The sequence below is a fragment of the Erwinia sp. genome (genome assembly GCF_049696395.1).
Classification (GTDB): Bacteria; Pseudomonadota; Gammaproteobacteria; order Enterobacterales; family Enterobacteriaceae; genus Erwinia.
The window spans coordinates 1-25,102 of record NZ_JBAVTT010000156.1 but is presented as its reverse complement, the minus strand read 5'-3'; the positions used below and the strand labels follow the sequence as shown (position 1 = coordinate 25,102).

Genomic DNA, 25,102 nt, shown 5'->3' with positions numbered 1-25,102 from the left:
CTATCTGCCGCCGTCTGCGCAGCCAGAGCAACCCAATGCCGATCATTATGGTCACGGCGAAAGGCGAAGAAGTGGACCGTATCGTGGGCCTGGAAATCGGTGCTGATGACTACATTCCAAAACCCTTTAACCCGCGTGAGCTGCTGGCCCGTATTCGTGCCGTTCTGCGTCGTCAGGCCAATGAACTGCCAGGCGCACCTTCGCAGGAAGAAGCGGTTATTGCCTTCGGTAAGTTCAAGCTGAACCTCGGCACGCGTGAAATGTTCCGTGAAGACGAGCCTATGCCATTGACCAGCGGTGAGTTCGCTGTGCTGAAGGCGCTGGTAAGCCACCCGCGTGAGCCGCTGTCCCGCGATAAGCTGATGAACCTGGCCCGTGGCCGTGAATACAGTGCGATGGAGCGCTCTATTGACGTTCAGATCTCCCGCCTGCGCCGCATGGTGGAAGAAGATCCGGCTCATCCACGCTATATCCAGACCGTTTGGGGCCTGGGCTACGTCTTCGTGCCGGACGGCAGTAAGGCATGAGGCGGATCCGCTTCTCTCCCCGCAGTTCCTTTGCCCGTATGCTGCTGTTGATTGTGACTCTGCTGTTTGTCAGCCTGGTCACGACCTATCTGGTGGTGTTGAACTTTGCCATTCTGCCAAGCCTGCAGCAGTTCAACAAAGTGCTGGCCTATGAAGTGCGTATGCTGATGACCGATCGGTTACAGCTGGAGGATGGCACACAGCTTGAAGTGCCACCTGCATTCCGCCGTGAGATATACCGCGAGTTAGGCATTTCGCTGTATACCAACGCGGCGGCGGAAGAGAGCGGATTGCGCTGGGCGCAGCATTACGAATTCCTCAGCCAGCAAATGGCGCAGCAACTGGGTGGGCCGACCGACGTTCGCGTCGAGGTGAATAAAAACTCCCCGGTGGTCTGGCTGAAAACCTGGCTGTCGCCGGATATCTGGGTCAGGGTTCCTCTGACGGAAATTCATCAGGGGGACTTCTCGCCGCTGTTCCGCTACACGCTGGCGATTATGCTGTTAGCGATTGGCGGTGCCTGGCTGTTTATCCGTATCCAGAACCGACCCTTAGTGGAACTTGAACACGCTGCAATACAGGTGGGTAAAGGGATTATTCCGCCGCCGTTGAGGGAGTACGGTGCGTCTGAGGTTCGCTCGGTCACCAGGGCGTTTAATCAGATGGCGTCTGGGGTGAAACAGCTGGCCGATGACCGCACGCTGTTAATGGCTGGTGTCAGTCACGATCTGCGAACACCGCTGACGCGCATCCGTCTGGCGACCGAAATGATGTCTCAGGAAGATGGCTATCTTGCTGAGTCGATCAATAAAGACATCGAAGAGTGCAACGCAATCATCGAGCAGTTTATTGATTATCTGCGCACCGGCCAGGAGATGCAGTTTGAGCGTGCAGACCTGAACGGGGTTCTCGGCGAAGTTGTTGCGGCTGAAAGCGGCTATGAACGTGAGATTGAAAATGAGGTGATGCCTACCGAACTGATGGTGGATATTAACCCGTTATCGATTAAACGTGCCGTCGCCAATATGGTGGTTAACGCCGCCCGCTACGGTAACGGCTGGATTAAGGTCAGCAGCGGCAGTGAATTGCAGCGCGCCTGGTTCCAGGTGGAAGATGATGGTCCGGGCATCCGGCCAGATCAACTGAAGCACCTGCTCCAGCCGTTTGTGCGGGGAGACAGCGCCCGCAGCACTAGCGGAACGGGATTAGGATTGGCGATTGTGCAGCGTATTATCGATGCGCATCAGGGCTCGCTTGAGATTGGTGACAGCGAGCGGGGCGGATTACGCATTCGTGCCTATCTTCCTTTGCCTCCAGCCAACAGTTTGCCTGCACCGCCAGTGGCTTAAGGTTTTAGCTGAGGGTAAAAAAAGGGCTTAGTCGATGACTAAGCCCTTTTTGCATTACAGCTGAGGACCGGCTTTCACCAGCGCCGCGCCTGCTGGGGTATCGGTGTACTTATCGAAATTATCCATAAACCGCTGAGCCAGGTCGCTGGCTTTCCCCTGCCATTCGGCTTCGTCGCTCCAGGTATTACGTGGGTCCAGAATATGGCTGTCCACGCCTGGCAGCGCGACAGGCATCTCCAGATTAAATACCGGCAGCGTTACGGTTTCGGCACCGGACAGTTCACCGCTGAGAATGGCGTTAATAATCGCCCGCGTATCTTTAATCGAGATGCGCTTGCCGCTGCCGTTCCAGCCGGTGTTGACCAGATAAGCTTCCGCGCCGGCCGCTTCCATCCGCTTCACCAGCACTTCAGCATACTGCGTTGGATGCAGGGTCAGGAACGCGGCACCAAAGCAGGCTGAGAAGGTGGGCGTGGGTTCAGTAACGCCACGTTCGGTACCCGCCAGCTTGGCGGTGAAGCCTGACAGGAAGTGATACTGCGTCTGATCGGGGCTTAGCCGTGAAACAGGCGGCAGAACGCCAAAGGCATCAGCCGTCAGGAAGATCACTTTACTGGCATGGCCTGCTTTGGAAACCGGCTTAACGATATTGTCGATATGCTCAATGGGATAGGAGACGCGGGTGTTTTCAGTCTTGCTGCCATCATCGTAATCGACGGTTCCGTCGGCACGAACTACCACGTTTTCCAGCAGGGCATCACGCCGGATAGCCTGATAAATCTCCGGCTCTGCCTGCTCAGAGAGTTTGATGGTTTTGGCGTAGCAGCCGCCTTCAAAGTTGAACACGCCGTCATCATCCCAGCCATGTTCATCATCACCAATCAGCTGACGCTGCGGGTCAGTAGAAAGCGTCGTTTTACCGGTGCCAGAGAGGCCAAAGAACACTGCCACATCGCCTTTTTCACCCACGTTTGCCGAACAGTGCATCGCCGCGATGCCCTGCAACGGCAGCAGATAATTCATGATGGCGAACAGGCCTTTCTTCATCTCTCCGCCGTACCAGGTTCCGCCAATCAGCTGAATGCGCTCAGTCAGATTGAAGGCGACAAAGTTCTCAGAGTGCAGTCCCTGTTTTTGCCAGTCCGGGTTGGTGCATTTGGCGCCGTTCATCACCACAAAGTCAGGCTCGAAGGTCGCCAGCGCGGCTTCGTCCGGGCGAATGAACATGTTTTTTACAAAGTGGGCCTGCCAGGCCACCTCAGTGATAAAGCGGACACAAAGTCGGGTATCCGGATTGGCACCACACCAGGCATCCACCACAAACAGGCGTTTATGAGAGAGTTGCTTAGTGACGAGGGATTTCAGGGCCTGCCAGTTTTCAGCAGAGAGTGGCTGGTTATCGTTCTTGCCTTTGCCCTGGTCGTTCCACCAGAGTGTGTCGCGGGTGGCGTCATCGCGAACGATGTATTTGTCTTTCGGTGAGCGACCGGTAAAAATGCCGGTATCGACAGCGATGGCACCAGATTGTGTCTGAATGCCTCGTTCGCATCCGGACAGTCCTGGGCGGGTTTCTTCATGGAAAAGCGTTTCATAATCGGGGTTATGAACGATCTCAACCGTATCCGTGATGCCATAAGCGACGAGGTCCTGCGGGGTCAGATCACGCATGTTACTGCTCCTTTATCGGCTCTGTGCTGCAACGTAGTGTAGGGTAATGGAAAACCATTAACCGTGATGTTCCGCATATCCATCCTCATGCAGAAATCACGATCGCGCGCAGTCTACACGGGTGAAGACACAGTGAAAGGCAAAAGCAGTAGAAATGAGAGGCAGCGCGTGAAGAGAGGGAAGAGCAGGGCCAGGCCGGTTAAGGCCTGACCAGTTAGCGGACAGTAACGCAGCAGGGCAAGGCAACCGGCTGCATTACCCGCGCATCAATGCAGCTGATCGTTGCTCGCGGACGACCCGTTACGGATGGCCGCAATATCAACGGCATCATAGGTATAGTGGCTACCGCAGTAGTCACAATGCATATCGATTTTGCCATCTTCCGCGAGGATTTCGTCCACTTCCTCAACGGGCAGCGTCGTCAGGACTTCTCCGCAACGCTCGTGAGAGCAGGTGCAGCGGAAGCATACGTCCTGGGGATCGAAAATCGTCACTTCTTCCTGATGGTACAGGCGCCACAACACGTCGTTGGCTGGCAGCCCAAGCAGCTCTTCCGTTTTGATGGTTTCGGTCAGGGTTGCAAGATGGGTGAAATCATCCGGGTTAGCATCCTGAGCCGGGAGAACCTGCAGCAGGATCCCGCCAGCGCCCTGCTGACCCTCAACTTCGCCGGTACGAATAAACAGGCGCGTTGGCAGCTGCTCAGAGCGTATAAAGTAATCTTCCAGACACTCAGCCAGCGTGTCGCCTTCCAGTCCTACCACGCCCTGATAGCGCTCACCTTCTGCCGGGGAAATGGTGATCACCAGATAGCCGTTGCCAACCATCTCTTTCAGCGTGCTTTCGGCCGCAATCTCACCCTGCATACGGGCAACGCCGCGCATTTCCTGGCGATTATTGCCGTTGATCACGGCCAGGTTCAGCGGGCCATCACCCTGTAGCTGGACGGTGATATCGCCGTCGAACTTCAGCGTGGCGGTCAGCAGGCTGGTGGCAACGAGCAGTTCGCCCAGCACTTTTTGCACCGGTAACGGGTAATCGTGGCCTTTGATGATTTCACGCCAGGTGTCGGAAACAGTAACCAGTTCGCCACGCACGGCATGGTTTTCGAACAGATAACGGTGCATTTGATCAGGATGTGCCATGATTCTCTCTCGTTTAGGCGGGTTACACTTCGCCAGAATTTTTAAATTTCATTAAGTCCCGTCGCTCTTTTTTATCCGGGCGGCGGTCGGGATGCGGCATAGTGAGCGCGTTCATTTTCCGCGCCAGCGCTATCTTTTCCCGTTTCTCAATACTTTGTGCCGTCTCCTGGTACATCAGCTGAGCTTCCGCCGCCGGGCGGCGCTGTTCGCTAAGGGCCAGCACGATCACGGTGCGTTCATCATTTCCCTGCCGGAGCGTCAGTTCGGCATTAAGCTCGACGCCTTTACTCGGCTTGCTGCGCTGACCGTTGTAGTGGACTTTGCCACCCTCAACCATCTCGCGCGCAGCAGAACGGGTCTTATAGAAGCGAGCGGCCCACAGCCACTTATCCAGCCGAATCGCCTCTGCGGATTTCTCTTTCATCGCTGCTCCTTGATGGGAATACCCCTATGTATGGGTGAATCACGGGAATTCAAGGCGCTTCACCGCAGGATAATCAGGGGGAGTCAGAAGGGGAGGTCATTCGCCTTGTCAGCCTTAAAAATAGCATAAAACTGACAGGCTCAGAATAACGGGCGAATGCTCTGGCTGGTGCTCAACGAGGGGCTGAAACACTTATCGTAATAGGTTTGAATGGCAATCAGACGCTTACGGTTGCCATAAATTCGCTTCAGCGCTAACAGGCCGTTAAGCACAAAGCCAAGCGCCACAACCAGCAGCAGCAGGCTGGTGCCCAGATAACGCCAGAGGGTTAGTTTGTCCGGTGCGCTGTGCAGGGCAATATGGCGTGTGCCGTTAGCATCCGTGGTGATATTGGTCACTATGCCGCTGGCGTAAAACGGGGTGTGCAGCAGCATGCCAGCCAGACGTTGTAGCTCAGGCCACTGATCGGGCGCATTGAAATCAAACAGCGACACGTTGGGTGCCTGCTGGTTCACTAACTGTCGGCCTTCATCGCTGAGGATCAGGAAGCCGCCTGGCGGTGGGCTGTTCAGCGCTTCTGCCGCACGGCGGGTCTCACGATAGAAGAATGAGGACGTCGCCGTGTTGACCAGATTTTCCAGCGCTTCAGCACTGACCGGACGCAATAACACGTTCATACCGTTCAGCGATCCGGAATCCGCCCGGCGCACCAGCGTTTCCCAGTCTTTCGCATTTCCCAGGTTAACCAGCGCATTCTTCAACCGGACACAATCCTGCTCCTGACTGCACAGCTCCTGGGTTCTCAACACGATATCTGAGAAGTCATCCAGCAGGATCATGCCGGATTTCTGGATAGCGGTGGCCAGTTGCGGATTCAGCTTCGGATCGGTGTTGGTTTGCGGGTGCAACTGCAGGCTGGTAGTGCTTAACAACGCCGTGGCTTTGTCGATAATGTCGGACTGCGGCTGGGGCAGGGGAGCGGCGTTATTCCAGTAAACGGCTGAGCAGTCGAACGGCATAAAGGCGTAAGTGCGGTTGCCCTGATAGGTGGCCGGGATGGAACACATGCCTTCACCGTTAACCTTCAGGCTGTCACCGATATGCAGCGGCATTTTCTCCAGGTCATTGACGGAGTGAACCTGCACGCTTTCGGTGCCCTTTAACCAGGCCATGCTCAGTTTGAGCGGCATACTCAGCGGGATCCAGGCAACCAGCAACACCAGAACCAGCAATGAGCCCGCCGCCAGCACCAGATTCTTTTTCCAGCGCTGGATAGGGAAATTGCGCACCTCATCCTGCAGCGAGAGAAAACGTCCCTGGCGGACAACCTGGCGGTTCAGGTAGATATCAATCTCTGTAGACTGGCCTAAATCGTTAGCGACATAGGGCTGCCAGTGAGGGGGATAAATCAGGTCAATGATACCCAGCGAGATGTTGCTGACCTGTCCCTGATTAGATTCGCCAAACAGCCCCCAGCGTTTAGGTGCGCCGCGCAGGCAATGAATTTCACGTAACTCTTTCTCGCCGGGACGGCGGTAGAGGAACCAGCAACTGACCACAATCATCGCAACCGCTGCGAGCACTAACCAGGGCATCAGCAGTTCTGGCCCGACAAGGCTGACAAAGAACAGCAGCAAGGCCAGACAGATCGCGGTAGCTTCGCGCGTGCCATCCGGTCGACTGAGGGCGTATTCCTCAGGCGTTTCCTTGCGCACGCTAATCAGCTCAATGTTTTCGCTCTCTTCCTTCCTGATCGAGGCGTTTTGTGACACCGTGCGGACCACGGGTGCCAGCGCAGGCTGCTCGTGGACGTAGTTCACCAGCGAATGACCATTCAACGAAATGACCAGCGGGATCGACTGGGTTTTGATCAGCTCTACGTAGTTCTCTTCGGCAATATACTGTTCCCACAACGGCGGCAGATGCACTTCGACAGCATCAAGGTAGTAACGCCATTTGTTGGATTCATCAGTAGAGAGGCCGTAGCGGGTAATTGAGCGGGTAACTGGGTAGACGTTGCTGCTTTGCGAGGTGAGGGTTAATGGCTCGGCCATTCTGCTTGTCCCACCGGGTAACGTGTTTTCACGGTGTTTTTCAAGCAGACTGATATAGCGCTCAACGGCTTTGCGCTCGTCGTCGCTCAGTTTACGAAATGGAGGACTGATGAATGGCAGTGGTTTCGCCAACGGCGGGCGATGCCGCATAGCGTACCAAAAGAAACACCCTGCCCCCATTGAGCAGGCCAGCATTACAGCCAATATAATGACTATGGTGCTCATGCTTCCCTCATTCCTGCCACGATGCTCCCGTCGTCATTATGGTGATACCCGGCCATGATCATATCGTTACCGACATTGTGGCGGGTTTAGACGGCTCTGGCAATCCGCTGTGTATACAAAAATAGCGCGCAAAATCATAAAATTAGATTATTAGTATAAGATTCCCTGTCGAGATGGTATCAACCCATTTGGCGATGCCATATCGGCATATTCCTATTTTTGCTGGCACTGATTGACTTTTTTTAAAACTTTTCATGCTACTCCACGCGCATTTGTTATAACTGCATAAAATAATCCATGCGATGATTGGCTTCCCCTCTCGGGTGCCGCACAATGGGGTAACGACGGTCAGTATGCCGTGACTTACGGGCTATGACGCTCATTTTTTTGGCTTTTTTTCCTGGGGCCACTATGACCAGACAACTGCAAAAACCCAAAATCCTTAATGTGGAAGCTGTGGCACGCTCGCGCTTGTTCACTGTTGAAGCCGTAGACCTGGCATTCAGTAACGGTGCCCGAAGAGTCTACGAGCGGATGAAACCGACTGACCGCGAAGCGGTGATGATAGTGCCGATTATTGACGATCACATTATCCTGATCCAGGAGTACGCGGTTGGGCTGGAGTGTTATGAACTCGGCTTCCCTAAAGGGCTGATTGACCCCGGTGAAACGCCGTTTGAAGCGGCTAACCGCGAGTTGAAAGAGGAAGCTGGCTACGGCGCAGGGACGCTGGAAACCCTGGGTAAACTGACCCTGGCCCCTTCGTATTTCTCCAGCAAAATGAACATCGTGGTCGCTGAGCAGCTTTATGAAGAGAAGCTGGAAGGGGATGAACCCGAACCCCTTCCTCAGCTGCGCTGGCCGCTGGATAATTTGCTGGGGCTGCTGCAGGAACCGGACTTCCGCGAGGCGCGTAACGTGAGCGCACTGTTTCTGGTCCGTGAATGGCTGGTGAAGCAGGGAAGGTTGAGCTATTAAAAAAGCGGGCGCCAGGCCCGCTTTAGTCAGATGAGGGACGCGCCGGATAACGGTGCGTCCCTTTTTGTTGTTCTGACTGTCAGAACAGTTCGTGACTCTGGCCGTTATCCATCAGCGTGGTGCCGACATCATGGACCGAATACTCAGTAGGCTGGGTGCCATTGATAAAGTATTCCTGACGCGTGTTACCGCCGCCATTGGCCAGTTTGCCGGTGCTGCGATCGATAGTGACCGTCACTACGCCTTCCGGCGGAGTCAGTGGCTGAACCGGCACGCCATCCAGCGCCGCTTTCATGTACTCGTCCCAGGCAGGCTGAGCACTCTTCGCGCCGCCTTCATAACCTGAAATCTGATCCTTGATTGCGCCAGAAGCGGTGGTGCGACCCAGATCGCGACGGTGGTCATCAAAGCCAATCCACACGGAAGTCACCACGCCAGGACCATAACCAGAGAACCAGGCATCTTTTGAGCTGTTGGTTGTCCCGGTTTTGCCGCCGATGTCATTACGGCCCAGGTCGCGGCCAGCACGCCAACCGGTTCCCATCCAGCCTGGTTCGCCGAAGATGTTAGAGTTCATAGCGCTTTTAATCAGGAACGACAGCGGTGTGTTGATCACATGTGGAGCGTATTGCTGCTCACCTTCCTGCTGAGCCTGCTTTTGTGAAACCTGTTCAAGCTGCGGCTGAGGAACGGCTGTCTTTTCACCTTCTTTCGAGATGGCGACGTTTTCGACACTGTCTTCACTCAGGGCTACGGCTTTCTTGGTGTCACCATAAATCACCGGCAGATTGCAGTCAGGACAGGCAATTTTCGGTTTCTCTTCAAACAGCGTGTTGCCCTGCTCGTCCTGAATCTTGCTGATGAAGTACGGATCGACCAGGAAGCCGCCGTTAGCCATCACTGAATAGCCACGCACCATCTGCAGCGGGGTGAAAGAAGCAGACCCCAACGCCAGCGATTCGGTGTGAACAATGTTTTGGGCCGGGAAGCCGAAACGCTGCAGATATTCTGCGGCGTAATCGACGCCCATTGCACGCATAGCGCGCACCATCACCACGTTTTTAGACTGCCCCAGACCCTGACGTAAGCGGATTGGGCCATCGTAAGTTGGCGGGGAGTTTTTCGGCCGCCAGTCAGAACCGGCACCGGCATCCCAACGTGAAATGGGCACATCGTTAAGGATGGAAGCCAGCGTCAGCCCACGGTCCATAGCCGCGGTGTACAGGAACGGTTTGATGTTTGACCCTACCTGACGCAGTGCCTGAGTAGCGCGGTTGAATTTGCTCTGATTAAAGTCAAAGCCGCCAACAAGCGCACGAACGGCACCGTTTTGCGGATCCAGGGAAACCAGGGAAGAGTTCACGTCTGGAACCTGCCCCAGCGCCCAGTTGGAATCCACTTTGCGCACCCAAATCTGCTGGCCTGCCTGCACCACTTCAGAGACAGATTTCGGGGTGCGGCCTTGAGTAGTATCTGACTTATACGGGCGAGCCCAACGCATTCCTGCAAGGTTCAGCGCTACGTTGGTTCCGTCACGCATTGTAACCGTTGCCTCGTCGCTGTTCACTTCGGTAACGACCGCCGGATACAGCGGGCCATAGACCGGCAAGGCTTTCAGCGTTTTGTGGATTTCTGCCTGGTCCCACGGAGTCTGGCCCACTTTCCACAGCACATTAGACGGGCCACGGTAGCCGTGACGCATGTCGTAGTTCATCACGTTGTCCTGCACTGACTTCTGCGCAGCCAACTGTAATTTACGGGTGATAGTGGTGGTGACTTTGAAGCCGTCGTTATAGGCATTATCGCCGTAACGTTTCACCATTTCCTGGCGAACCATTTCGGTCAGATAAGGCGCTGAGAAGGCAATCTCTGGCGCGTGGTAGTTGGCTACCAGCGGCGTATTGCGGGCTTCAGTGTACTGCGACTGGCTGATGTAATTCTGGTCCAGCATACGGGCCAGCACCACGTTGCGGCGCTGGGTTGCGCGCTCGTGGGAATACAGCGGGTTAAACGTTGACGGCGCTTTCGGCAGACCGGCAATCATCGCCATTTCGCTCAGCGACAGCTGGTCAACGCTTTTGCCAAAGTACACCTGGGCTGCGGCACCCACGCCATAAGCACGGTAGCCGAGGTAGATCTTGTTCAGATAAAGCTCAAGAATCTCGTCTTTACTCATCATCTGCTCAATGCGGATGGCGAGGAAAGCCTCCTTGATCTTACGCATCAGCGTACGCTCGGGACTGAGGAAGAAGTTACGCGCCAGCTGCTGGGTAATGGTACTTGCCCCTTGCGAAGCATGACCAGACACCAGCGCCACGCTCGCCGCACGGAAGATGCCGATAGGATCGACCCCGTGGTGCTCGTAGAAGCGGCTGTCTTCGGTAGCGATAAAAGCTTTCACCATCACTGGCGGGATTTGAGGCAGTTTCAGCGGGATACGGCGCTTCTCGCCATACTGAGCAATCAGCTCATTATCGGCGCTGTAAACCTGCATAGGCGTCTGCAGACGCACATCTTTCAGTGTGGCAACGTCGGGCAACTGGGGCTCTATGTATTTATACAAACCATAGACCGAGCCGGCTCCAAGCAAAATGCAACACACTGCAAGGATCAATAAATACTTTACGAACTTCACCTGATATTTTCCATTCTGAGTCGATTGGGCAGTTTATAAACAATCGCGCGGTAGTATAAAGGCAAGCCAGAAACTTGGATACGTCCTTTTAAATTCTGACGATATGGAGATCGCGCAAATGGCATTTCAGACATGGCAAGTCGGCCTGGATATTCAAAACGGGCAACTCTGTGCCCTCGGCATCCAGCGCCGTCGGAACGGCTGGCAACTTCGCCACTGGTGGCAACATGTGTTGCCGCAAGATACGTTAGTTAACGGGCTGCTGCAACGTCCTGAGCCTGTGATTGCCCTGCTGCAAAACTGGCGCAGGACCTTGCCTTATCGTATCTCGCTGCGGGTAGGTTTCCCTCCGCAACTGGTGCTGCAACGGCAGATCGAGCTGCCAGGCACGCCATTACGTGAGCCAGAGCGTAGCAGGTACATCATCGCAGCGGCGAGGCGATTTTTCCCAATTGAACCCGAGACGCTGGCGCTGGATTACCGTATTGAGCAGGATGCCAACGAGGCACTGTATCTTACCGCAGCCCGTAAGGATGCCCTCAAGAGCTGGCTACATTGCCTTGAACAGGCAAGACTCTCCCCGGAGGTGCTTGAGCTGTCACCAGCGGCATTGCACGCCCTCTCATCGTCTTTATCTCTTAATCCCTCTTCTGCGTTGGTTCACCGCTTGCAGGACCACTGGTTGTGGTATTCCGCATTGCCAGCGCGGCCTCGCTGGGGCTGGTGTTCACTGCAGGATGCGCCGGACTTTGCCATGTTGCAGCAGAAGCAGTTACCGGACTTCGACTCGTTTTATTACAGCTCGTTTCAGCCGGGTGCGCTTCCCGAGCGCGCTCAGTGGCTGGATCCTTTTGACGCCTTCGCCCTTAAGCAACCCCCATTGCCGATGTTGAACGGGGCTTTCACGCTGGCTGCCGGGCTAGCACTTCGTCCGGGAGATGTCTGATGGTCTGGGTCAATCTGTTGCCCTGGCGGGCACGTAAACGGAAGAGGGCACGCGAGCGCTGGGCATTGGTGTTCTCTCTGCTGGTGCTCACAGTGTTGGCCGCCGCCATGCCAACGGTTGGCAAACAAGCCCTTAATCACCAGTACGACAGTCTGGTCAGGTTGAATAAAGCGGCCAGCCATCGGCTGGAAGGACAGATGAAGCAAATGTCGACTTTGGTGCAGGAAAAAGAGGGGTTGCAGCGTCAACTGGCTGAGCGCCAGCAACGTCAACATCGTCTTGATCGCTGGAGAACCTTTGTCCTGCAGTTGCCAGAGGTGATGCCAGACACGTTGTGGTTAAGCGCTATCAGTAAAAACGCTGCCAGCCTGGTGCTCTCAGGCTCCTGCCAGGGGATCAGCGATTTGGAGGCATTCCGTCTGCAAGTGCAAAAGCTGGCGCTGGTCGCACAGGTGAAAACCGGGCAGTTGCATCGTGGCCCGCAAGGACGACTGGCTTTTACCTTGCTGATTAAGCTGAGAGGAGAGGGTGATGAATAATGTCTGGTCTCGCTGGCTAAACCTTCCTGTCTGGCTTCAGGGCAGTTTGTTGTGCCTGACAGTTTTCGCTTCTGCATTATCGCTGTGGTTGCTTTGGGGCTCCCCAGTCGGGCAGGAAGCCATTCAGTTACAAGCTCAACACCAGCTTCAGAGCCGTCAGTATCAACAGCACCTTGGGCGTTTGATGGCAGCAGGGCCAGTTGTTAACGCCAGGGAGGAGATCGCTCAGCTACAGCGGGCACTGCAAAATGAACAAAAGCGGGCTTTCTCTTTGCTGAGGTTAACCAGCACTTCTGGCGGGGAACTGGCGGACTGGCAGCCAACCCTGCAGGGAGGCAGCATGGCGCTGGACCTCAGCTGGCCTCAGGTGCAGCTTGTTTTCGGCTATCTCAGTACATTGCCTGCTGGCGTGGCGCTGGAGAATTTCACCCTCAAGCCCCAGCAGACCGTGTTGCGTTTCCATCTGGCTCTGGCCCTGAATGATGAAGAGTAAGCGCGGATGCCTGAATGGGCTAGTCATCAGCCTGACGTTACTGGTGGCGCTAGATAGCCAGGCTGGGCGCGATCCTTTTCAGCCCTTGCAAAGCGGTTGTGAGCAACTGGCGTTTCCTTTCTCGTGGCAGTTAAAAGGGATCATCGGCCAGCCAGACGACTTTCACGCCTGGCTGATCGCCAGCAAAGGAGGGTGGATCCAGCTCAGCGGAAGCCAACCGCTGGACGGTCGCTGGCAGATGCTGGAGATCACTGCTCTGAGCATCACCTTCGCGGACATCAGCGGATGCGAACCGGCATTTAAAAGAAATTTAAAAGGGAATATTTATGAAAAGGATACTTTGTTTGTTGATCCTGGTGGGGATAGCGCACCCGTCACTGGCCGATAAAAGGCCCATCTCGCTGGCCTTTGACGAGGCACCGGTAGGCCAGGTGTTGCAGGCGCTGGCGAGCTGGCAGAACCTCAATCTGATGGTGGCACCCGAGGTACAGGGCAAGCTTTCTCTGAGGCTGGAAAATGTGCCCTGGCAGCAGGCGCTGGCGCTGGTCGCCCGCATGGCAAAACTCAGCGTTGAAACCGAAGGCTCTGTGTTGTTGGTATGGCCTGAAAGCCGGGAGCAGGAGCGGCAGCTGAAAGAGGCGCAACAGCAGGAAAAAGAACGTGAGAAGGCAGAGAAAGCGCAGCCGCTGATGACGGAAGTGCTGACGCTGGCTCACGCGGATGCCAACATCGTTAACAACAGTTTGCAGTCAGAGCGAGCCCGGCTGATGAGCGAACGCGGCAGCATCACGGTGGATGCGAGAACCAACAGTTTATTGCTACGTGATTCGCGCGCAGCGTTAGAGGCAACTACCCGCTGGGTCCGCGCGCTTGACGTTCCGCTTGAACAAATTGAGCTGGCGGCACACATCGTCACCATCAACGAGGAGAGCCTGCGAGAGTTGGGGGTGCGCTGGGGGATGAGCAGTGATGAGCACATCGCACGTGCGCTGCGAACCAGTCAGTTTGCCGTTTCTCTTCCCGTCACTGATGCTGCCGTGACGGCGGGTTTCACGCTGGCAAGGTTGGACGGGAAATTGCTCGATCTGGAGCTTAGCGCGCTGGAACAGGAAAATAAGTTGGAAATTATCGCCAGCCCGCGTCTGTTTACTTCTCATCAACAGACAGCCAGCATCAAACAGGGCACCGAAATTCCTTATGAAGTTTCCAGTGGCAGCAATGGCACTACCAGTATTGAGTTCAAAGAGGCGGTGCTGGGGATGGAGGTCACGCCGGTGGTGCAGGCTAATGGGCGGATTTTATTGAAGTTACACCTGTCACAAAATGTGCCTGGCCGCACCCTGCGCAGCGGCGACGGCGAGTATCTGGCTATTGATAAACAAGAGATCCAAACCCAGGTCACACTGAAAGACGGACAGACGCTGGCGCTGGGTGGCATCTTTCAGCGGCAAACCGTCAGCGGTCAGCGCAAAGTTCCGCTGATTGGCGATATTCCGATTGTGGGGTCGCTGTTTCGCTATGATATTCATGAACAAAAAAGGCGAGAATTGGTGATCTTCATCACGCCGCGACTGATTCGTGACGAGTAATGCTTTTTTTAGTCCAAACTGAGTAACCGGGTGCTTTTTTCCGGCCTTAAAGGCATATGGGTTTGACGCAAGGGCCGAATTAGCTTACAAGGTTTAGCGATTTTGATTTATGAGCCAGGTTTTGGCTCCGAAGAATACAGAGAACCCGTTTTTTATCGTGCGCAACCGGCGTAGCCGATGCAATGACATCGGGGTGATAAATGAAGCGGACTGAAACGCGCCAGATAGCGCGCAATGGGCAAGGTCAATTTAAACGGTTGCCAAAACACCTTCAGTGTTGAGATAATTTTGTTCTGACTCTCGCACAACGCTCATGAGGTTTCAGTTCATGTCCTGTCCGGTTGGACGGGGTATCATTAACGAATTGTCGTAGTAATACCGAAAAAATGGCAGAGAAACGCAATATCTTTCTGGTTGGGCCTATGGGTGCCGGCAAAAGCACTATTGGGCGTCAGTTAGCTCAGCAACTCAATATGGAATTTTTCGATTCCGATCAAGAAATTGAGCGACGTACCGGAGCGGATGTGGGTTGGGTGTTCGACGTCGAAGGCGAAGAAGGCTTCCGCGATCGCGAAGAAAAAATCATCAACGAACTCACTGAGAAGCAAGGCATTGTGCTGGCTACCGGTGGCGGTTCAGTGAAATCACGTGAAACCCGTAACCGTCTTTCGGCTCGCGGCGTAGTGGTGTATCTGGAAACCACCATCGAGAAGCAGTTAGCCCGCACTCAGCGCGATAAAAAGCGTCCTCTGTTGCAGGTGGAGTCTCCACCGCGCGAGGTGCTGGAAGCGCTGGCCGCAGAACGCAATCCGCTGTACGAAGAGATCGCTGACGTGACGATCCGAACCGACGACCAGAGTGCTAAAGTGGTCGCGAATCAGATCATTAACATGTTGGAAAAGAGCTGAATCCAGCTCTGACCGCCTGCGGGCCAAAGTAATAAAAAGGTGATAACGCTTCATGGAGAAGATTACCGTCACTTTGGGGGAGAGAAGTTACCCCATTACCATCGCTGCCGGACTGTTTACCGATCCGGCTTCTTTTTGGCCGCTTAAGGCGGGCGATCGGGCCATGCTGGTGACTAACCAGACCCTGGCCCCTCTCTATCTGACGCCTGTGCGCCAGCTGCTGGAAGGCGCTGGTGTGGAGGTAGACCAGGTCATTCTTCCCGACGGTGAGCAGTATAAAACGCTGTCGGTGATGGATCAGGTCTTTACCGCTCTTCTCGAAAAACCTCACGGTCGTGACACTACCCTGATCGCTTTAGGCGGCGGGGTTATTGGCGATCTGACCGGTTTTGCCGCCGCCAGCTATCAACGTGGTGTGCGCTTTATTCAGGTTCCTACCACATTGTTGTCGCAGGTTGACTCCTCTGTGGGAGGAAAAACGGCGGTTAACCATCCGCTGGGCAAGAACATGATCGGCGCGTTCTACCAGCCTGCTTCCGTAGTGATTGATATCGACTGCCTTAACAGCCTACCGCCGCGCGAGTTAGCGTCCGGCCTGGCTGAGGTGATCAAATACGGTATCATTCTCGACGACGAGTTCTTTACCTGGCTGGAAGCGAATATCGATGCCCTGCTGGCCCTTGATGGCAAAGCACTGGCTTACTGTATCCGCCGCTGTTGCGAGCTTAAAGCCGAAGTGGTGGCCGCAGACGAACATGAATTAGGTCAACGCGCGCTGCTGAATCTGGGTCATACCTACGGTCACGCTATTGAAGCCCATATGGGTTACGGTAACTGGCTGCACGGCGAAGCGGTAGCGGCCGGTATGGTGATGGCTGCCCGAACGGCCGAGCGGCTGGGGCAATTCTCCGCTCAGGATACCGACCGGATCATCACGTTGTTACAACGTGCAGGTCTGCCGGTGACCGGCCCGGACAGGATGGCCGCTGAAGATTATTTGCCGCATATGATGCGTGACAAGAAAGTACTGGCTGGAAAACTTCGTCTGGTGTTACCTCTCGCAATCGGCCAGTCCGAAGTGCGCAGCGGTGTTGCTCATGATACGGTGCTGGCTGCGATCAACGACTGCCTGCCAGTCTGAAGCTGTTATATCGGGCGGCTTGCCCAACGATCAAGTAATCCGCCGCTCAGAGGATGTTGAGTGGCGTCGCTGCTCTACTGTAGGAGGTTGAATGGACGAGTTTAAGCCGGAAGACGAGTTGAAACCTGATACCAGTGATCGCCGCCCACAGCGATCCCGCAAGACGTCTTCTGCCCCTAAAGTTCCGGTATCCCGCCAGCATATGATGATGGGCATTGGTATCCTGGTGCTGCTGCTTTTGGTGATTGGCATCGGCTCAGCGCTGAACTCGCCAGGCGACAGCAGCAGCAGCCAGACTGCTCAGAAACCGGCAGAGTCTTCGGGAACTGCTGGTACACCATCGACAGGCAGCGATAAAAATATCGATCTCTCTGGCTCCTCTTCCATGAGCGGTCAGTCTGGCTCCCAGCCAACGCCGGATGCCAATGCCGGTTCACAGCCCGCGCCTGACGCGTCTGCAACCAGCAACAGCCCACAGGAGTTGAGCGCACCGCCAATCTCTCCTACGCCTACTCAAGCCGCGCCAGTAGAAACCCCTGCGAATCAACAGCGCGTTGAGCTGCCGGGCGATCTGAACACTGCGCTGAGCAATCAGCAGGGTCAGGTTGATGCTGCGGCGCAGGGTGCCCAGGATAATGGCAGCTCATTACCTACTGCGCCTGCAACCGTTGCGCCTGGCGGCAATACTTCTGCTCCGGCAACCTCAAAGCCTGTAACCAGCCAGCCACGTCATCAGGCTCCGGCGGCTACGCACAAGCCTGCAGCCTCTAAGCCAGTAGCGAAAGAGAGCAAGCAAACTGCACCGGCAACACACAGTTCATCCGGGACGGCAAAAGCCTCAGCTTCTGTCCCTGGTGGCAGCTATACACTGCAACTGAGCAGTGCCTCGCGTTCAGATACCCTGAATGCCTGGGCGAAGAAACAAAACCTGAGCAGCTATCACGTGTATAAAACGGCACGTAACGGTCAGCCATGGTATGTGCTGGTCAGCGGTTCTTATGCCACTCCAGCGGATGCGAAGCGTGCCGTAGCCTCGCTGCCTGCTGAAGTTCAGGCGCAGAAACCCTGGGTTAAGCCAGTCAGCCAGGTAAAGAAAGAGTCAACAGAATAGAGGTCAGGCGAGCCTGATTTTAGATGAAACTGTTAGCCCTCTTCGGAGGGCTAACTATTCAAAGCGCAGATAGGTTGTGGGTCACCCGCAGCCAGAAGAATAAGTGTAATAAAAACGACGGCATGAAAAAAAATCGCGCTTTTTTGAAATGGGCGGGTGGCAAATACCCGCTGCTTGAAGATATCCATCGTCATCTGCCGGAAGGCGACTGCCTGATAGAGCCTTTTGTCGGGGCTGGATCGGTGTTTCTGAACACGCCGTTTCCTAACTACCTGCTGGCGGATATCAACAGCGACCTGATTAATCTCTATAACATCGTGAAAACCCGCGTCAGCGAGTTCACCGCCGATGCCCGCGAGCTGTTTACCAGCGAAACCAACGACTCCGAGTTTTACTATGCTCGCCGTGCTGAGTTTAATCGCTGTGAGGATCCTTACCGCCGTGGCCTGCTATTTTTGTATCTCAACCGCCATTGCTACAATGGGTTGTGTCGCTACAACCTGAGCGGTGAGTTTAACGTGCCGTTTGGCCGTTATCGCAAACCCTATTTCCCGGAGGACGAGCTTTTCTGGTTCTCTGAACGCTCGCAGAACGCCACCTTTGTCTGTGAATCGTACGATGTTACCCTAAGCCGTGCTGCGCAAGGGTCGGTCGTGTATTGCGATCCCCCTTATGCGCCGCTGACCGCAACAGCGAATTTTACCGCTTATCACACCAACAGTTTTAGCCTGCTGCAACAGCAGAATCTGGCGCAACTGGCGGAAAAGCTGTCGAGTGAGAGCAACATCCCGGTGCTGATCTCCAATCACGATACCCCGCTGACCCGCGAATGGTATCAGGCGGCAAAGCTGCATCAAATCAAAGCGCGGCGTTCAATCAGCCGCAACAGTAACGGACGTAATCAGGTGGATGAACTGCTGGCCTTGTTCGCCGGGAGTTAACCCTCAACTGCGGTACGTGCCTGTCGTCAGGCGCGCTAATTGGGAGAAATGGATGAAACAGTTTTTACTAGCCCCATCAATTCTGTCTGCAGATTTTGCCCGTCTGGGTGAAGACACAGCAAAAGCGCTGGCCGCCGGTGGCGATGTCGTGCATTTCGACGTGATGGATAATCACTACGTTCCCAATCTGACGATGGGACCAATGGTACTGAAGGCGCTGCGCGATTACGGTATTACTGCTCCAATTGATGTGCACCTGATGGTGAAACCGGTCGATCGTTTGATCCCGGACTTTGCCAAAGCAGGCGCCAGCTATATCACTTTCCATCCGGAAGCCTCCGAGCATGTTGACCGCTCGCTTCAGCTGATTAAAGAGCACGGCTGTAAAGCCGGTCTGGTGTTTAACCCAGCCACCTCGCTCAGCTACCTTGACTACGTGATGGACAAAGTGGATGTCATTCTGCTGATGTCGGTGAACCCGGGCTTCGGCGGTCAGTCCTTTATTCCAGGCACGCTTGATAAGTTGCGCCAGGTGCGCAAGCTGATCGACCAGAGCGGTTATGATATTCGCCTGGAAGTGGATGGCGGTGTGAAGGTTGAAAACATTGCTGAGATTGCCGATGCGGGCGCAGATATGTTTGTCGCCGGTTCAGCCATCTTTGGCAAAGCAGATTACAAAAAAGTGATCGACGATATGCGCACCGAACTGGAGAAATCACGTCATGGCTCATTTCACTAAAGTTCGTGCGTTAGCTTTCGATCTGGACGGCACGCTGATTGACAGTGCGCCAGGTCTGGCCAGCGCCGTTGACGCGGCGTTAACGTCCCTCAGCTTACCGGCTGCCGGTGTTGAGCGGGTGTCTACCTGGATTGGTAACGGCGCAGATATTCTTATTGAGCGCGCGCTGACCTGGGCATTAGGGCATCAGCCAGAAGGCGAACTGATCCGTGACGCGCGTGTACTGCTGGATAAGCATTACGCCACCACCATCGAAAGCGGCAGCAAGCTGTTTCCTGGTGTGAAGGAAGGCCTGGCTGCTCTGGCAGAGAAAGGCTTACCCATGGCTGTCGTTACCAATAAGCCGACGCCTTTCGTCGCGCCTTTGTTGGCTTCACTGGGTATTGCCGACTACTTCTCGCTGATCATCGGCGGTGATGATGTTGTGGCGAAAAAACCACACCCGGCTCCGCTGTTCCTGGTGTTGGGCAAGTTTGGCCTGCTGCAGGAGGAACTGGTGTTTGTCGGTGATTCCCGCAATGATATTTTGGCGGCTCAGGCTGCGGGTTGTCCCTCCATCGGGATGACGTTTGGGTATAACTACGGTGAGCCAATCGCCACCAGCCAGCCCACCGTTGTACTGGACCATTTTAACGATTTGTTGCCCGCACTCGGGCTGTAATTATCAGGACGAAAAACATGAGCAAACCCATCGTATTTAGCGGCGCACAGCCTTCCGGCGAACTGACCATCGGTAACTATATGGGTGCGCTGCGTCAGTGGGTCAGCATGCAGGACAGCCATGACTGCATCTACTGCATCGTTGATCTGCATGCGATTACTGTTCGTCAGGATCCCACTGCGCTGCGTAAAGCCACGCTGGATACCCTCGCACTTTATCTGGCTTGCGGTATCGATCCTGAAAAAAGCACCATTTTTGTTCAGTCTCATGTGCCTGAGCACACTCAGCTTAGCTGGATCCTTAACTGCTACACCTATTTCGGCGAACTGAGCCGTATGACGCAGTTCAAGGACAAATCCTCACGCTACGAAGAGAACATTAACGCCGGTCTGTTCGACTATCCGGTGCTGATGGCTGCCGATATTCTGCTGTACCAGACCACTCAGGTCCCGGTTGGCGAAGACCAGAAGCAGCATCTGGAACTGAGCCGTGACGTGGCTTCACGCTTTAACGCGATTTATGGCGATATCTTCAAAGTGCCGGAGCCGATGATCCCAAAATCTGGCGCACGCGTGATGTCGCTGCTCGAGCCGACCAAAAAGATGTCCAAGTCTGACGACAACCGCAATAACGTGATCGGCCTGCTGGAAGATCCAAAAGCGGTAGTGAAGAAGATTAAACGCGCCATGACCGATGGCGATGAGCCACCAGTCGTACGTTATGACGTGAAGAACAAGGCGGGCGTTTCAAACCTGCTGGATATTCTGTCTGGCGTGACCGGCACCAGCATCCCTGAGCTGGAGCAGCAGTTTGAAGGTCAGATGTATGGTCATTTGAAAGGCGCGGTGGCTGAAGCCGTCTCTGGCATGCTGACTGAGTTGCAGGAGCGCTACAATCGCTTCCGTAACGATGAAGCGTTGCTTGATCAGATTATGCGTGATGGCGCGGCCAAAGCTCGCGCTCAGGCGCAGGTTACGCTGAAGAAAGTCTATGAAGCCATTGGCTTTGTAGCGCAGCCGTAACGCGAGCGGCAGGCAAACCAGAAGCGGAGCGCTCTGCTTCTGGTTGCTCTTTATCGAGCCTGTTCCCCGCAGTACTCGGTTACCCTCAGAACCAACGCAACGTATCCCGCAAGGCGACAACCCGGCCAACAATAATCAACGACGGGCTGCTGACTTCTGTCGCCAGGCTCGCCAGCTGCTTTAATTCACCGCTGACTACACGTTGCTGCGGCGAAGTCCCTCTTTCTACCAGCGCGACAGGCATCTCAGCCGCCATGCCGTGGGCCAACAGCTGCTTTTGAATCTCTCCGGCCTGCGAAAGTCCCATATAAAACACCAGCGTTTGCTGCTCCGCCGCCAGGTTTTGCCAGTCGAGTGCGCCATTCGTCTGCACGTGACCCGTAACCAGCCTGACGCTTTGCGCATGGTCCCGGTGCGTCAGCGGAATGCCGCTGTAAGCCGAACAGCCTGAAGCGGCAGTAATGCCGGGCACCACAGAGAAGGGGATTTTGGCTTCCTGCAGCGCTTCGAGTTCTTCCGCACCGCGTCCGAAGATAAAGGGATCGCCACCTTTCAGACGCACCACGCGTTTGCCCTGTTGCGCTTGTTCAAGCAGCAGCTGATTAATGGACTCCTGGGGGACGCAGTGGAAACCAGCGCGCTTGCCAACGAAAATACGCTCCGCGTCACGGCGCACCAGCTCCAGGATCTCCTCTGACACCAGGCGATCGTAAACCACCACGTCAGCCTGCTGGATTTGCTGCAGGCCTTTCAGCGTCAGCAGCCCGGCATCACCTGGTCCTGCGCCTACCAGCACCACTTCACCCCGGTTTTCCAGCGGTTCCTCAAACAGGGCTTCTGTTAGCCGTTCCACCTGTTCAGTCTGTTGGTTGGCCAGCGACTGCGCCAGCCGATCGTGATGGAACACTTTTTCCCAGAAACGTCTGCGTTGTCCCATCTCCGCAAACTGATTTTTAACACGCTGACGCAGTGAACCGGCGTAGGCCGCTATTTTTCCCAGATGCTGAGGCAACAGAGCTTCTATTTTTTCCCGCAGGAGCCTGGCCATGACCGGAGCGCGCCCGCCGCTGGAGATGGCGACGATCAACGGCGAACGGTCAACGACAGAAGGCATAATCACGCTGGCCTGTTCTGGCGCATCGACCAGGTTACAGAACACCTGTCTGGCCTCGGCACAGTCACCGACGTGTTTATTCGCCGCATTGTCGTCTGTGGCGGCAATCACCAGCCAGCAGCCCTCAAGCATCTCTGCGCGGAAGGTGCCTTGAATCAAGGTGACTTCGCCAGCCTGCTGCCAGAGCTGGAACTGCGGGGAGAAGTGCGTTGCACAGACTGTCAGGTCGGCACCGGTTTTCAGTAGCATCCGCGCTTTGCGTTCGGCAATTTCGCCACCACCCACTAACAGACAGGCTCTGTGACGTAGCTGACAAAACAGGGGAAGATAGTCCATTCGGGGCTCACCATTCAGAAAGAAAAAGGCCGCCATAACGCGGCCAGTGCGGGATTTTTACATATCAGGCGGCAATCAAACAGCGATCTCTACCTGGCCGTTGCGGACCCTGGCCTGATAGCTGGCAACCGAACGGCTTTCATCTTCCATACACAGCCCATCACGCAGACGGAAACGCTGTTTTTTCAGTGGGCTGGCAACCCAAAGTTCCAGCTGATGCTCGCAGGTCAGGCCGCGGGAAAGGACGCTGGCCTGAGCAAAGGGATCGATATTGCTCAGCGCATAGACCGTCTCGTCGGCGCGTGGGCGGAATATCGCCAGCTGCTGATTATTGACCAGCGCACAGACGCCGGTGGCAGGCAGAATGCTGTCCAGTGAACAGACGGTATACCAGTGGCTCATGAGTGATCCTCCATCAGGATAACGGGGATGCGTTCGTCCGGACGTGCCGGGCGATGCTGATCGCGTTCATCAATCACCTGCACCAGCGGGTCGCGCTGAGGATCATTGATAAAGTGGGCGAAGCGGGCGTGCTGACGCGGATCGTCAACGGTCTCTTTCCATTCGCAGACAAACCGCGCTCTCAGTCTGCCGATCTCGGCTTCCATCTGACCGTTGAGCCCTAACTTATCGTTAACGATCACCTGCTTCAGATAGTCGATACCGCCTTCCAGGCTTTCCAGCCACAGCGAGGTGCGCTGTAACTTATCGGCGGTGCGGATATAGAACATCATAAAGCGGTCCAGATAGCGGAGCAGCGTGGGTTTATCCAGATCGGCTGCCAGCAGATCGGCGTGGCGGGGCTTCATGCCACCGTTTCCTGCGACGTAAAGATTCCAGCCTTTTTCGGTGGCGATAATGCCCACGTCTTTGCCCTGAGCTTCCGCACATTCACGGGTGCAACCAGAAACCCCGAACTTCATCTTGTGTGGCGTGCGGATCCCTTTGTAGCGATTTTCCAGCTCAACGCCCAGGCTGACACTGTCGCCTACGCCAAAACGGCACCAGCTGCTGCCTACGCAGGTTTTAGCCATGCGCAGCGCTTTGGCATACGCATGACCGGTTTCAAACCCGGCAGCAATCAGCTGTGACCAGATAGCCGGCAGGTCATCTTTTTGCGCGCCAAACAGGCCAATACGCTGCGAGCCGGTGATTTTGGTGTAGAGGTTGTAGCGGCGGCCAATTTCACCAATGGCAACCAGCCCTTCCGGCGTAATCTCTCCTCCTGCGGAGCGAGGGATCACCGAGTAGGTGCCATCCTTCTGAATGTTGCCGAGGAAGATATCGTTACTGTCCTGCAGCGAGGTGTGCTGAGGCTGCAGCACGTACTCATTCCAGCAGGAAGCCAGCAGCGAGCCGACCGTAGGTTTACAGACTTCACAGCCGTAGCCTGTGCCGTATTTCGTTAACAGCTGGTCGAAGGTTTTGATCTCTTCAACGCGGATCAGGTGATACAACTCCTGGCGGGAGTAGCTGAAGTGTTCGCAAAGATGGTGATTCACTTCGATGCCCTGACGGCTTAATTCGGCATTCAGTACCTGAGTCATTAATGGCACGCAGCCGCCGCAGCCCGTTCCGGCTTTGGTTTCTGCTTTCAGTGCGGCAACGGTATGACAGCCGCCCTGAATGGCGTTGACCAGGTCGCCTTTGGTCACGTCGAAGCAGGAGCAAATCTGCGCGGTATCCGGCAGCGAGTCGACGCCCATCGCCGGTTTGCTTCCCGCATGGGCTGGCAGGATCAGGGCATCCGGGTTTTCAGGCAGGTCGATGGCGTTCAGCATCAGCTGAAGCAGGTTGCCGTAATCGCTGGTGTCGCCGACCAGCACTGCGCCGAGTAGCCGCTTGTTATCTTCGCTGACCACCAGGCGTTTATAGACTTCTTTGCTCTCATCCAGGTAAACGTAGCTGCGTGCGCCAGGCGTACGGCCATGTGCATCACCAATGCCGCCTACATCCACGCCCAGCAGTTTGAGTTTGGCGCTCATATCTGCGCCAGCAAAACGGTTGTCGTTGCCCAGCAGATGGTCGCAGGTGACCTGCGCCATTTTGTAGCCAGGCGCAACCAGGCCATAGATGCGGTTCTGCCACGCGGCACATTCGCCGATGGCATAGATATTCGCATCAGATGTGAGGCAGCGGTCATCGATCAGCACGCCGCCACGCTGGCCCAGCGCAAGGTCGCATTGCCGGGCGAGTTTATCCTGTGGCCGAATACCGGTAGAGAAGACGATAAAGTCGATCTCCAGCTCGCTGCCGTCGGCAAACTGCATGGTTTTGCCGCCTTCAGGACGATCGATTATCTGTTGGGTGTTTTTGCCGGTATGAACCTTCACGCCCATCCGTTCGATTTTCTGCTGGAGCTGAGCGCCACCCAGCGGATCAAGCTGTTCAGCCATCAGCACGGGGGCAAACTCCACCACATGCGTTTCGATGCCCAGATTTTTTAACGCGCCTGCTGCTTCAAGGCCCAGTAATCCGCCCCCGACAACAGCGCCGCGTTTGCTGCGACGCGCGCAGGCTTCAATGGCATTGAGATCTTCAATGGTGCGGTAAACGA

At 55.4% G+C, this 25,102-nt stretch carries 23 protein-coding genes; 15 read left to right on the top strand and 8 right to left on the bottom strand.

Annotated features, from left to right (window positions below):
- Nucleotides 1-527: two-component system response regulator OmpR (gene ompR, locus WCC56_RS18950; protein WP_424693875.1), on the top strand; the 527-nt coding region annotated here is incomplete at its 5' end.
- Nucleotides 524-1,876, top strand: coding sequence for a two-component system sensor histidine kinase EnvZ (gene envZ, locus WCC56_RS18945; protein WP_424693874.1), 1,353 nt, complete (start codon nucleotides 524-526; stop codon nucleotides 1,874-1,876). The genes ompR and envZ, both read left to right, overlap by 4 nt.
- 54 nt (nucleotides 1,877-1,930) lie before the next feature.
- Here envZ and pckA read toward each other — a convergent pair whose 3' ends face one another.
- The 4 genes from pckA to WCC56_RS18925 form a co-directional block, all read right to left on the bottom strand.
- On the bottom strand, nucleotides 1,931-3,544 hold the full coding sequence (pckA, locus tag WCC56_RS18940; protein WP_424693873.1) for a phosphoenolpyruvate carboxykinase (ATP): 1,614 nt from the start codon (nucleotides 3,542-3,544) through the stop codon (nucleotides 1,931-1,933).
- Nucleotides 3,545-3,810: 266 nt separating this feature from the next.
- The gene (gene hslO, locus WCC56_RS18935; RefSeq protein ID WP_424693872.1) at nucleotides 3,811-4,689 is read right to left on the bottom strand and encodes an Hsp33 family molecular chaperone HslO; all 879 of its coding nucleotides are present in this window, start codon (nucleotides 4,687-4,689) and stop codon (nucleotides 3,811-3,813) included.
- 22 nt (nucleotides 4,690-4,711) lie between these two features.
- Complete coding sequence (gene hslR / locus WCC56_RS18930; RefSeq protein ID WP_424693871.1) at nucleotides 4,712-5,113, bottom strand: ribosome-associated heat shock protein Hsp15; 402 nt, start codon at nucleotides 5,111-5,113, stop codon at nucleotides 4,712-4,714.
- A gap of 140 nt (nucleotides 5,114-5,253) precedes the next feature.
- Entirely contained in the window at nucleotides 5,254-7,392 is a 2,139-nt protein-coding gene (locus tag WCC56_RS18925; protein ID WP_424693870.1) for an intracellular growth attenuator family protein, read from the bottom strand.
- A gap of 411 nt (nucleotides 7,393-7,803) precedes the next feature.
- Between WCC56_RS18925 and nudE the strand changes: the two genes are divergently transcribed.
- On the top strand, nucleotides 7,804-8,370 hold the full coding sequence (gene nudE / locus WCC56_RS18920) for an ADP compounds hydrolase NudE (RefSeq protein WP_424693869.1): 567 nt from the start codon (nucleotides 7,804-7,806) through the stop codon (nucleotides 8,368-8,370).
- Between the two features lie 79 nt (nucleotides 8,371-8,449).
- Here nudE and mrcA read toward each other — a convergent pair whose 3' ends face one another.
- A complete protein-coding gene (gene mrcA, locus WCC56_RS18915) occupies nucleotides 8,450-11,005 on the bottom strand; it encodes a peptidoglycan glycosyltransferase/peptidoglycan DD-transpeptidase MrcA (protein WP_424693868.1) in 2,556 nt (851 codons plus the stop codon).
- 118 nt (nucleotides 11,006-11,123) lie between these two features.
- On the opposite strand from mrcA, the gene pilM reads away from it, so the two are divergent.
- The 12 genes from pilM to trpS all read left to right on the top strand — a co-directional run bounded on the left by pilM (nucleotide 11,124) and on the right by trpS (nucleotide 21,095).
- A complete protein-coding gene (gene pilM, locus WCC56_RS18910) occupies nucleotides 11,124-11,951 on the top strand; it encodes a pilus assembly protein PilM (protein WP_424693867.1) in 828 nt (275 codons plus the stop codon).
- A complete protein-coding gene (locus tag WCC56_RS18905) occupies nucleotides 11,951-12,490 on the top strand; it encodes a PilN domain-containing protein (protein ID WP_424693866.1) in 540 nt (179 codons plus the stop codon). Before pilM ends, WCC56_RS18905 begins: the two co-directional genes overlap by 1 nt.
- Nucleotides 12,483-12,983, top strand: coding sequence for a hypothetical protein (locus WCC56_RS18900; protein ID WP_424693865.1), 501 nt, complete (start codon nucleotides 12,483-12,485; stop codon nucleotides 12,981-12,983). Before WCC56_RS18905 ends, WCC56_RS18900 begins: the two co-directional genes overlap by 8 nt.
- Nucleotides 12,970-13,371, top strand: a complete 402-nt coding sequence (locus WCC56_RS18895; protein ID WP_424693864.1) for a HofP DNA utilization family protein — start codon at nucleotides 12,970-12,972, stop codon at nucleotides 13,369-13,371. The genes WCC56_RS18900 and WCC56_RS18895 overlap by 14 nt, the downstream gene beginning before the upstream one ends.
- Complete coding sequence (hofQ, locus tag WCC56_RS18890; RefSeq protein ID WP_424693863.1) at nucleotides 13,310-14,572, top strand: DNA uptake porin HofQ; 1,263 nt, start codon at nucleotides 13,310-13,312, stop codon at nucleotides 14,570-14,572. The genes WCC56_RS18895 and hofQ overlap by 62 nt, the downstream gene beginning before the upstream one ends.
- 386 nt (nucleotides 14,573-14,958) lie before the next feature.
- A complete protein-coding gene (gene aroK / locus WCC56_RS18885; RefSeq protein WP_041692146.1) occupies nucleotides 14,959-15,480 on the top strand; it encodes a shikimate kinase AroK in 522 nt (173 codons plus the stop codon).
- Between the two features lie 52 nt (nucleotides 15,481-15,532).
- Nucleotides 15,533-16,621 carry a 3-dehydroquinate synthase gene (gene aroB / locus WCC56_RS18880; RefSeq protein ID WP_424693862.1) on the top strand — a complete coding sequence of 363 codons (1,089 nt, stop codon included), beginning with the start codon at nucleotides 15,533-15,535 and terminating at the stop codon, nucleotides 16,619-16,621.
- 91 nt (nucleotides 16,622-16,712) lie between these two features.
- On the top strand, nucleotides 16,713-17,732 hold the full coding sequence (locus WCC56_RS18875) for an SPOR domain-containing protein (RefSeq protein WP_424693861.1): 1,020 nt from the start codon (nucleotides 16,713-16,715) through the stop codon (nucleotides 17,730-17,732).
- A gap of 122 nt (nucleotides 17,733-17,854) precedes the next feature.
- The gene (dam, locus tag WCC56_RS18870) at nucleotides 17,855-18,673 is read left to right on the top strand and encodes an adenine-specific DNA-methyltransferase (RefSeq protein WP_424693860.1); all 819 of its coding nucleotides are present in this window, start codon (nucleotides 17,855-17,857) and stop codon (nucleotides 18,671-18,673) included.
- Between the two features lie 52 nt (nucleotides 18,674-18,725).
- Nucleotides 18,726-19,412: a ribulose-phosphate 3-epimerase gene (gene rpe, locus WCC56_RS18865; protein WP_013204189.1), complete on the top strand. Its 687-nt coding sequence runs from the start codon at nucleotides 18,726-18,728 to the stop codon at nucleotides 19,410-19,412.
- Nucleotides 19,396-20,073: a phosphoglycolate phosphatase gene (locus WCC56_RS18860; RefSeq protein WP_424693859.1), complete on the top strand. Its 678-nt coding sequence runs from the start codon at nucleotides 19,396-19,398 to the stop codon at nucleotides 20,071-20,073. The genes rpe and WCC56_RS18860 overlap by 17 nt, the downstream gene beginning before the upstream one ends.
- 17 nt (nucleotides 20,074-20,090) lie before the next feature.
- Nucleotides 20,091-21,095 (top strand): tryptophan--tRNA ligase, encoded by a 1,005-nt coding sequence (trpS, locus tag WCC56_RS18855; RefSeq protein ID WP_424693858.1) that lies wholly within the window; start codon nucleotides 20,091-20,093, stop codon nucleotides 21,093-21,095.
- 85 nt (nucleotides 21,096-21,180) lie between these two features.
- On the opposite strand, the gene cysG is transcribed toward trpS, so the two are convergent.
- The 3 genes from cysG to nirB form a co-directional block, all read right to left on the bottom strand.
- Complete coding sequence (cysG, locus tag WCC56_RS18850) at nucleotides 21,181-22,545, bottom strand: siroheme synthase CysG (protein ID WP_424693857.1); 1,365 nt, start codon at nucleotides 22,543-22,545, stop codon at nucleotides 21,181-21,183.
- 75 nt (nucleotides 22,546-22,620) lie between these two features.
- Nucleotides 22,621-22,947, bottom strand: a complete 327-nt coding sequence (gene nirD, locus WCC56_RS18845) for a nitrite reductase small subunit NirD (RefSeq protein WP_424693856.1) — start codon at nucleotides 22,945-22,947, stop codon at nucleotides 22,621-22,623.
- Nucleotides 22,944-25,102, bottom strand: a 2,159-nt coding sequence (nirB, locus tag WCC56_RS18840) for a nitrite reductase large subunit NirB (RefSeq protein ID WP_424693855.1), incomplete at its 5' end; no start/stop codon positions are given. The genes nirB and nirD, both read right to left, overlap by 4 nt.

Coding starts and splice junctions, on each gene's coding strand:
- envZ (WP_424693874.1), top strand. CDS start 524: ATGAGGCGGATCCGCTTCTCTCCCCGCAGTTCCTTTGCCCGTATGCTG.
- pckA (WP_424693873.1), bottom strand. CDS start 3,544: ATGCGTGATCTGACCCCGCAGGACCTCGTCGCTTATGGCATCACGGAT.
- WCC56_RS18895 (WP_424693864.1), top strand. CDS start 12,970: ATGATGAAGAGTAAGCGCGGATGCCTGAATGGGCTAGTCATCAGCCTG.
- WCC56_RS18860 (WP_424693859.1), top strand. CDS start 19,396: ATGGCTCATTTCACTAAAGTTCGTGCGTTAGCTTTCGATCTGGACGGC.
- WCC56_RS18900 (WP_424693865.1), top strand. CDS start 12,483: ATGAATAATGTCTGGTCTCGCTGGCTAAACCTTCCTGTCTGGCTTCAG.
- trpS (WP_424693858.1), top strand. CDS start 20,091: ATGAGCAAACCCATCGTATTTAGCGGCGCACAGCCTTCCGGCGAACTG.
- aroK (WP_041692146.1), top strand. CDS start 14,959: ATGGCAGAGAAACGCAATATCTTTCTGGTTGGGCCTATGGGTGCCGGC.
- pilM (WP_424693867.1), top strand. CDS start 11,124: ATGGCATTTCAGACATGGCAAGTCGGCCTGGATATTCAAAACGGGCAA.
- WCC56_RS18925 (WP_424693870.1), bottom strand. CDS start 7,392: ATGAGCACCATAGTCATTATATTGGCTGTAATGCTGGCCTGCTCAATG.
- WCC56_RS18905 (WP_424693866.1), top strand. CDS start 11,951: ATGGTCTGGGTCAATCTGTTGCCCTGGCGGGCACGTAAACGGAAGAGG.
- aroB (WP_424693862.1), top strand. CDS start 15,533: ATGGAGAAGATTACCGTCACTTTGGGGGAGAGAAGTTACCCCATTACC.
- nudE (WP_424693869.1), top strand. CDS start 7,804: ATGACCAGACAACTGCAAAAACCCAAAATCCTTAATGTGGAAGCTGTG.
- hofQ (WP_424693863.1), top strand. CDS start 13,310: ATGAAAAGGATACTTTGTTTGTTGATCCTGGTGGGGATAGCGCACCCG.
- hslO (WP_424693872.1), bottom strand. CDS start 4,689: ATGGCACATCCTGATCAAATGCACCGTTATCTGTTCGAAAACCATGCC.
- cysG (WP_424693857.1), bottom strand. CDS start 22,545: ATGGACTATCTTCCCCTGTTTTGTCAGCTACGTCACAGAGCCTGTCTG.
- nirD (WP_424693856.1), bottom strand. CDS start 22,947: ATGAGCCACTGGTATACCGTCTGTTCACTGGACAGCATTCTGCCTGCC.
- dam (WP_424693860.1), top strand. CDS start 17,855: ATGAAAAAAAATCGCGCTTTTTTGAAATGGGCGGGTGGCAAATACCCG.
- WCC56_RS18875 (WP_424693861.1), top strand. CDS start 16,713: ATGGACGAGTTTAAGCCGGAAGACGAGTTGAAACCTGATACCAGTGAT.
- rpe (WP_013204189.1), top strand. CDS start 18,726: ATGAAACAGTTTTTACTAGCCCCATCAATTCTGTCTGCAGATTTTGCC.
- hslR (WP_424693871.1), bottom strand. CDS start 5,113: ATGAAAGAGAAATCCGCAGAGGCGATTCGGCTGGATAAGTGGCTGTGG.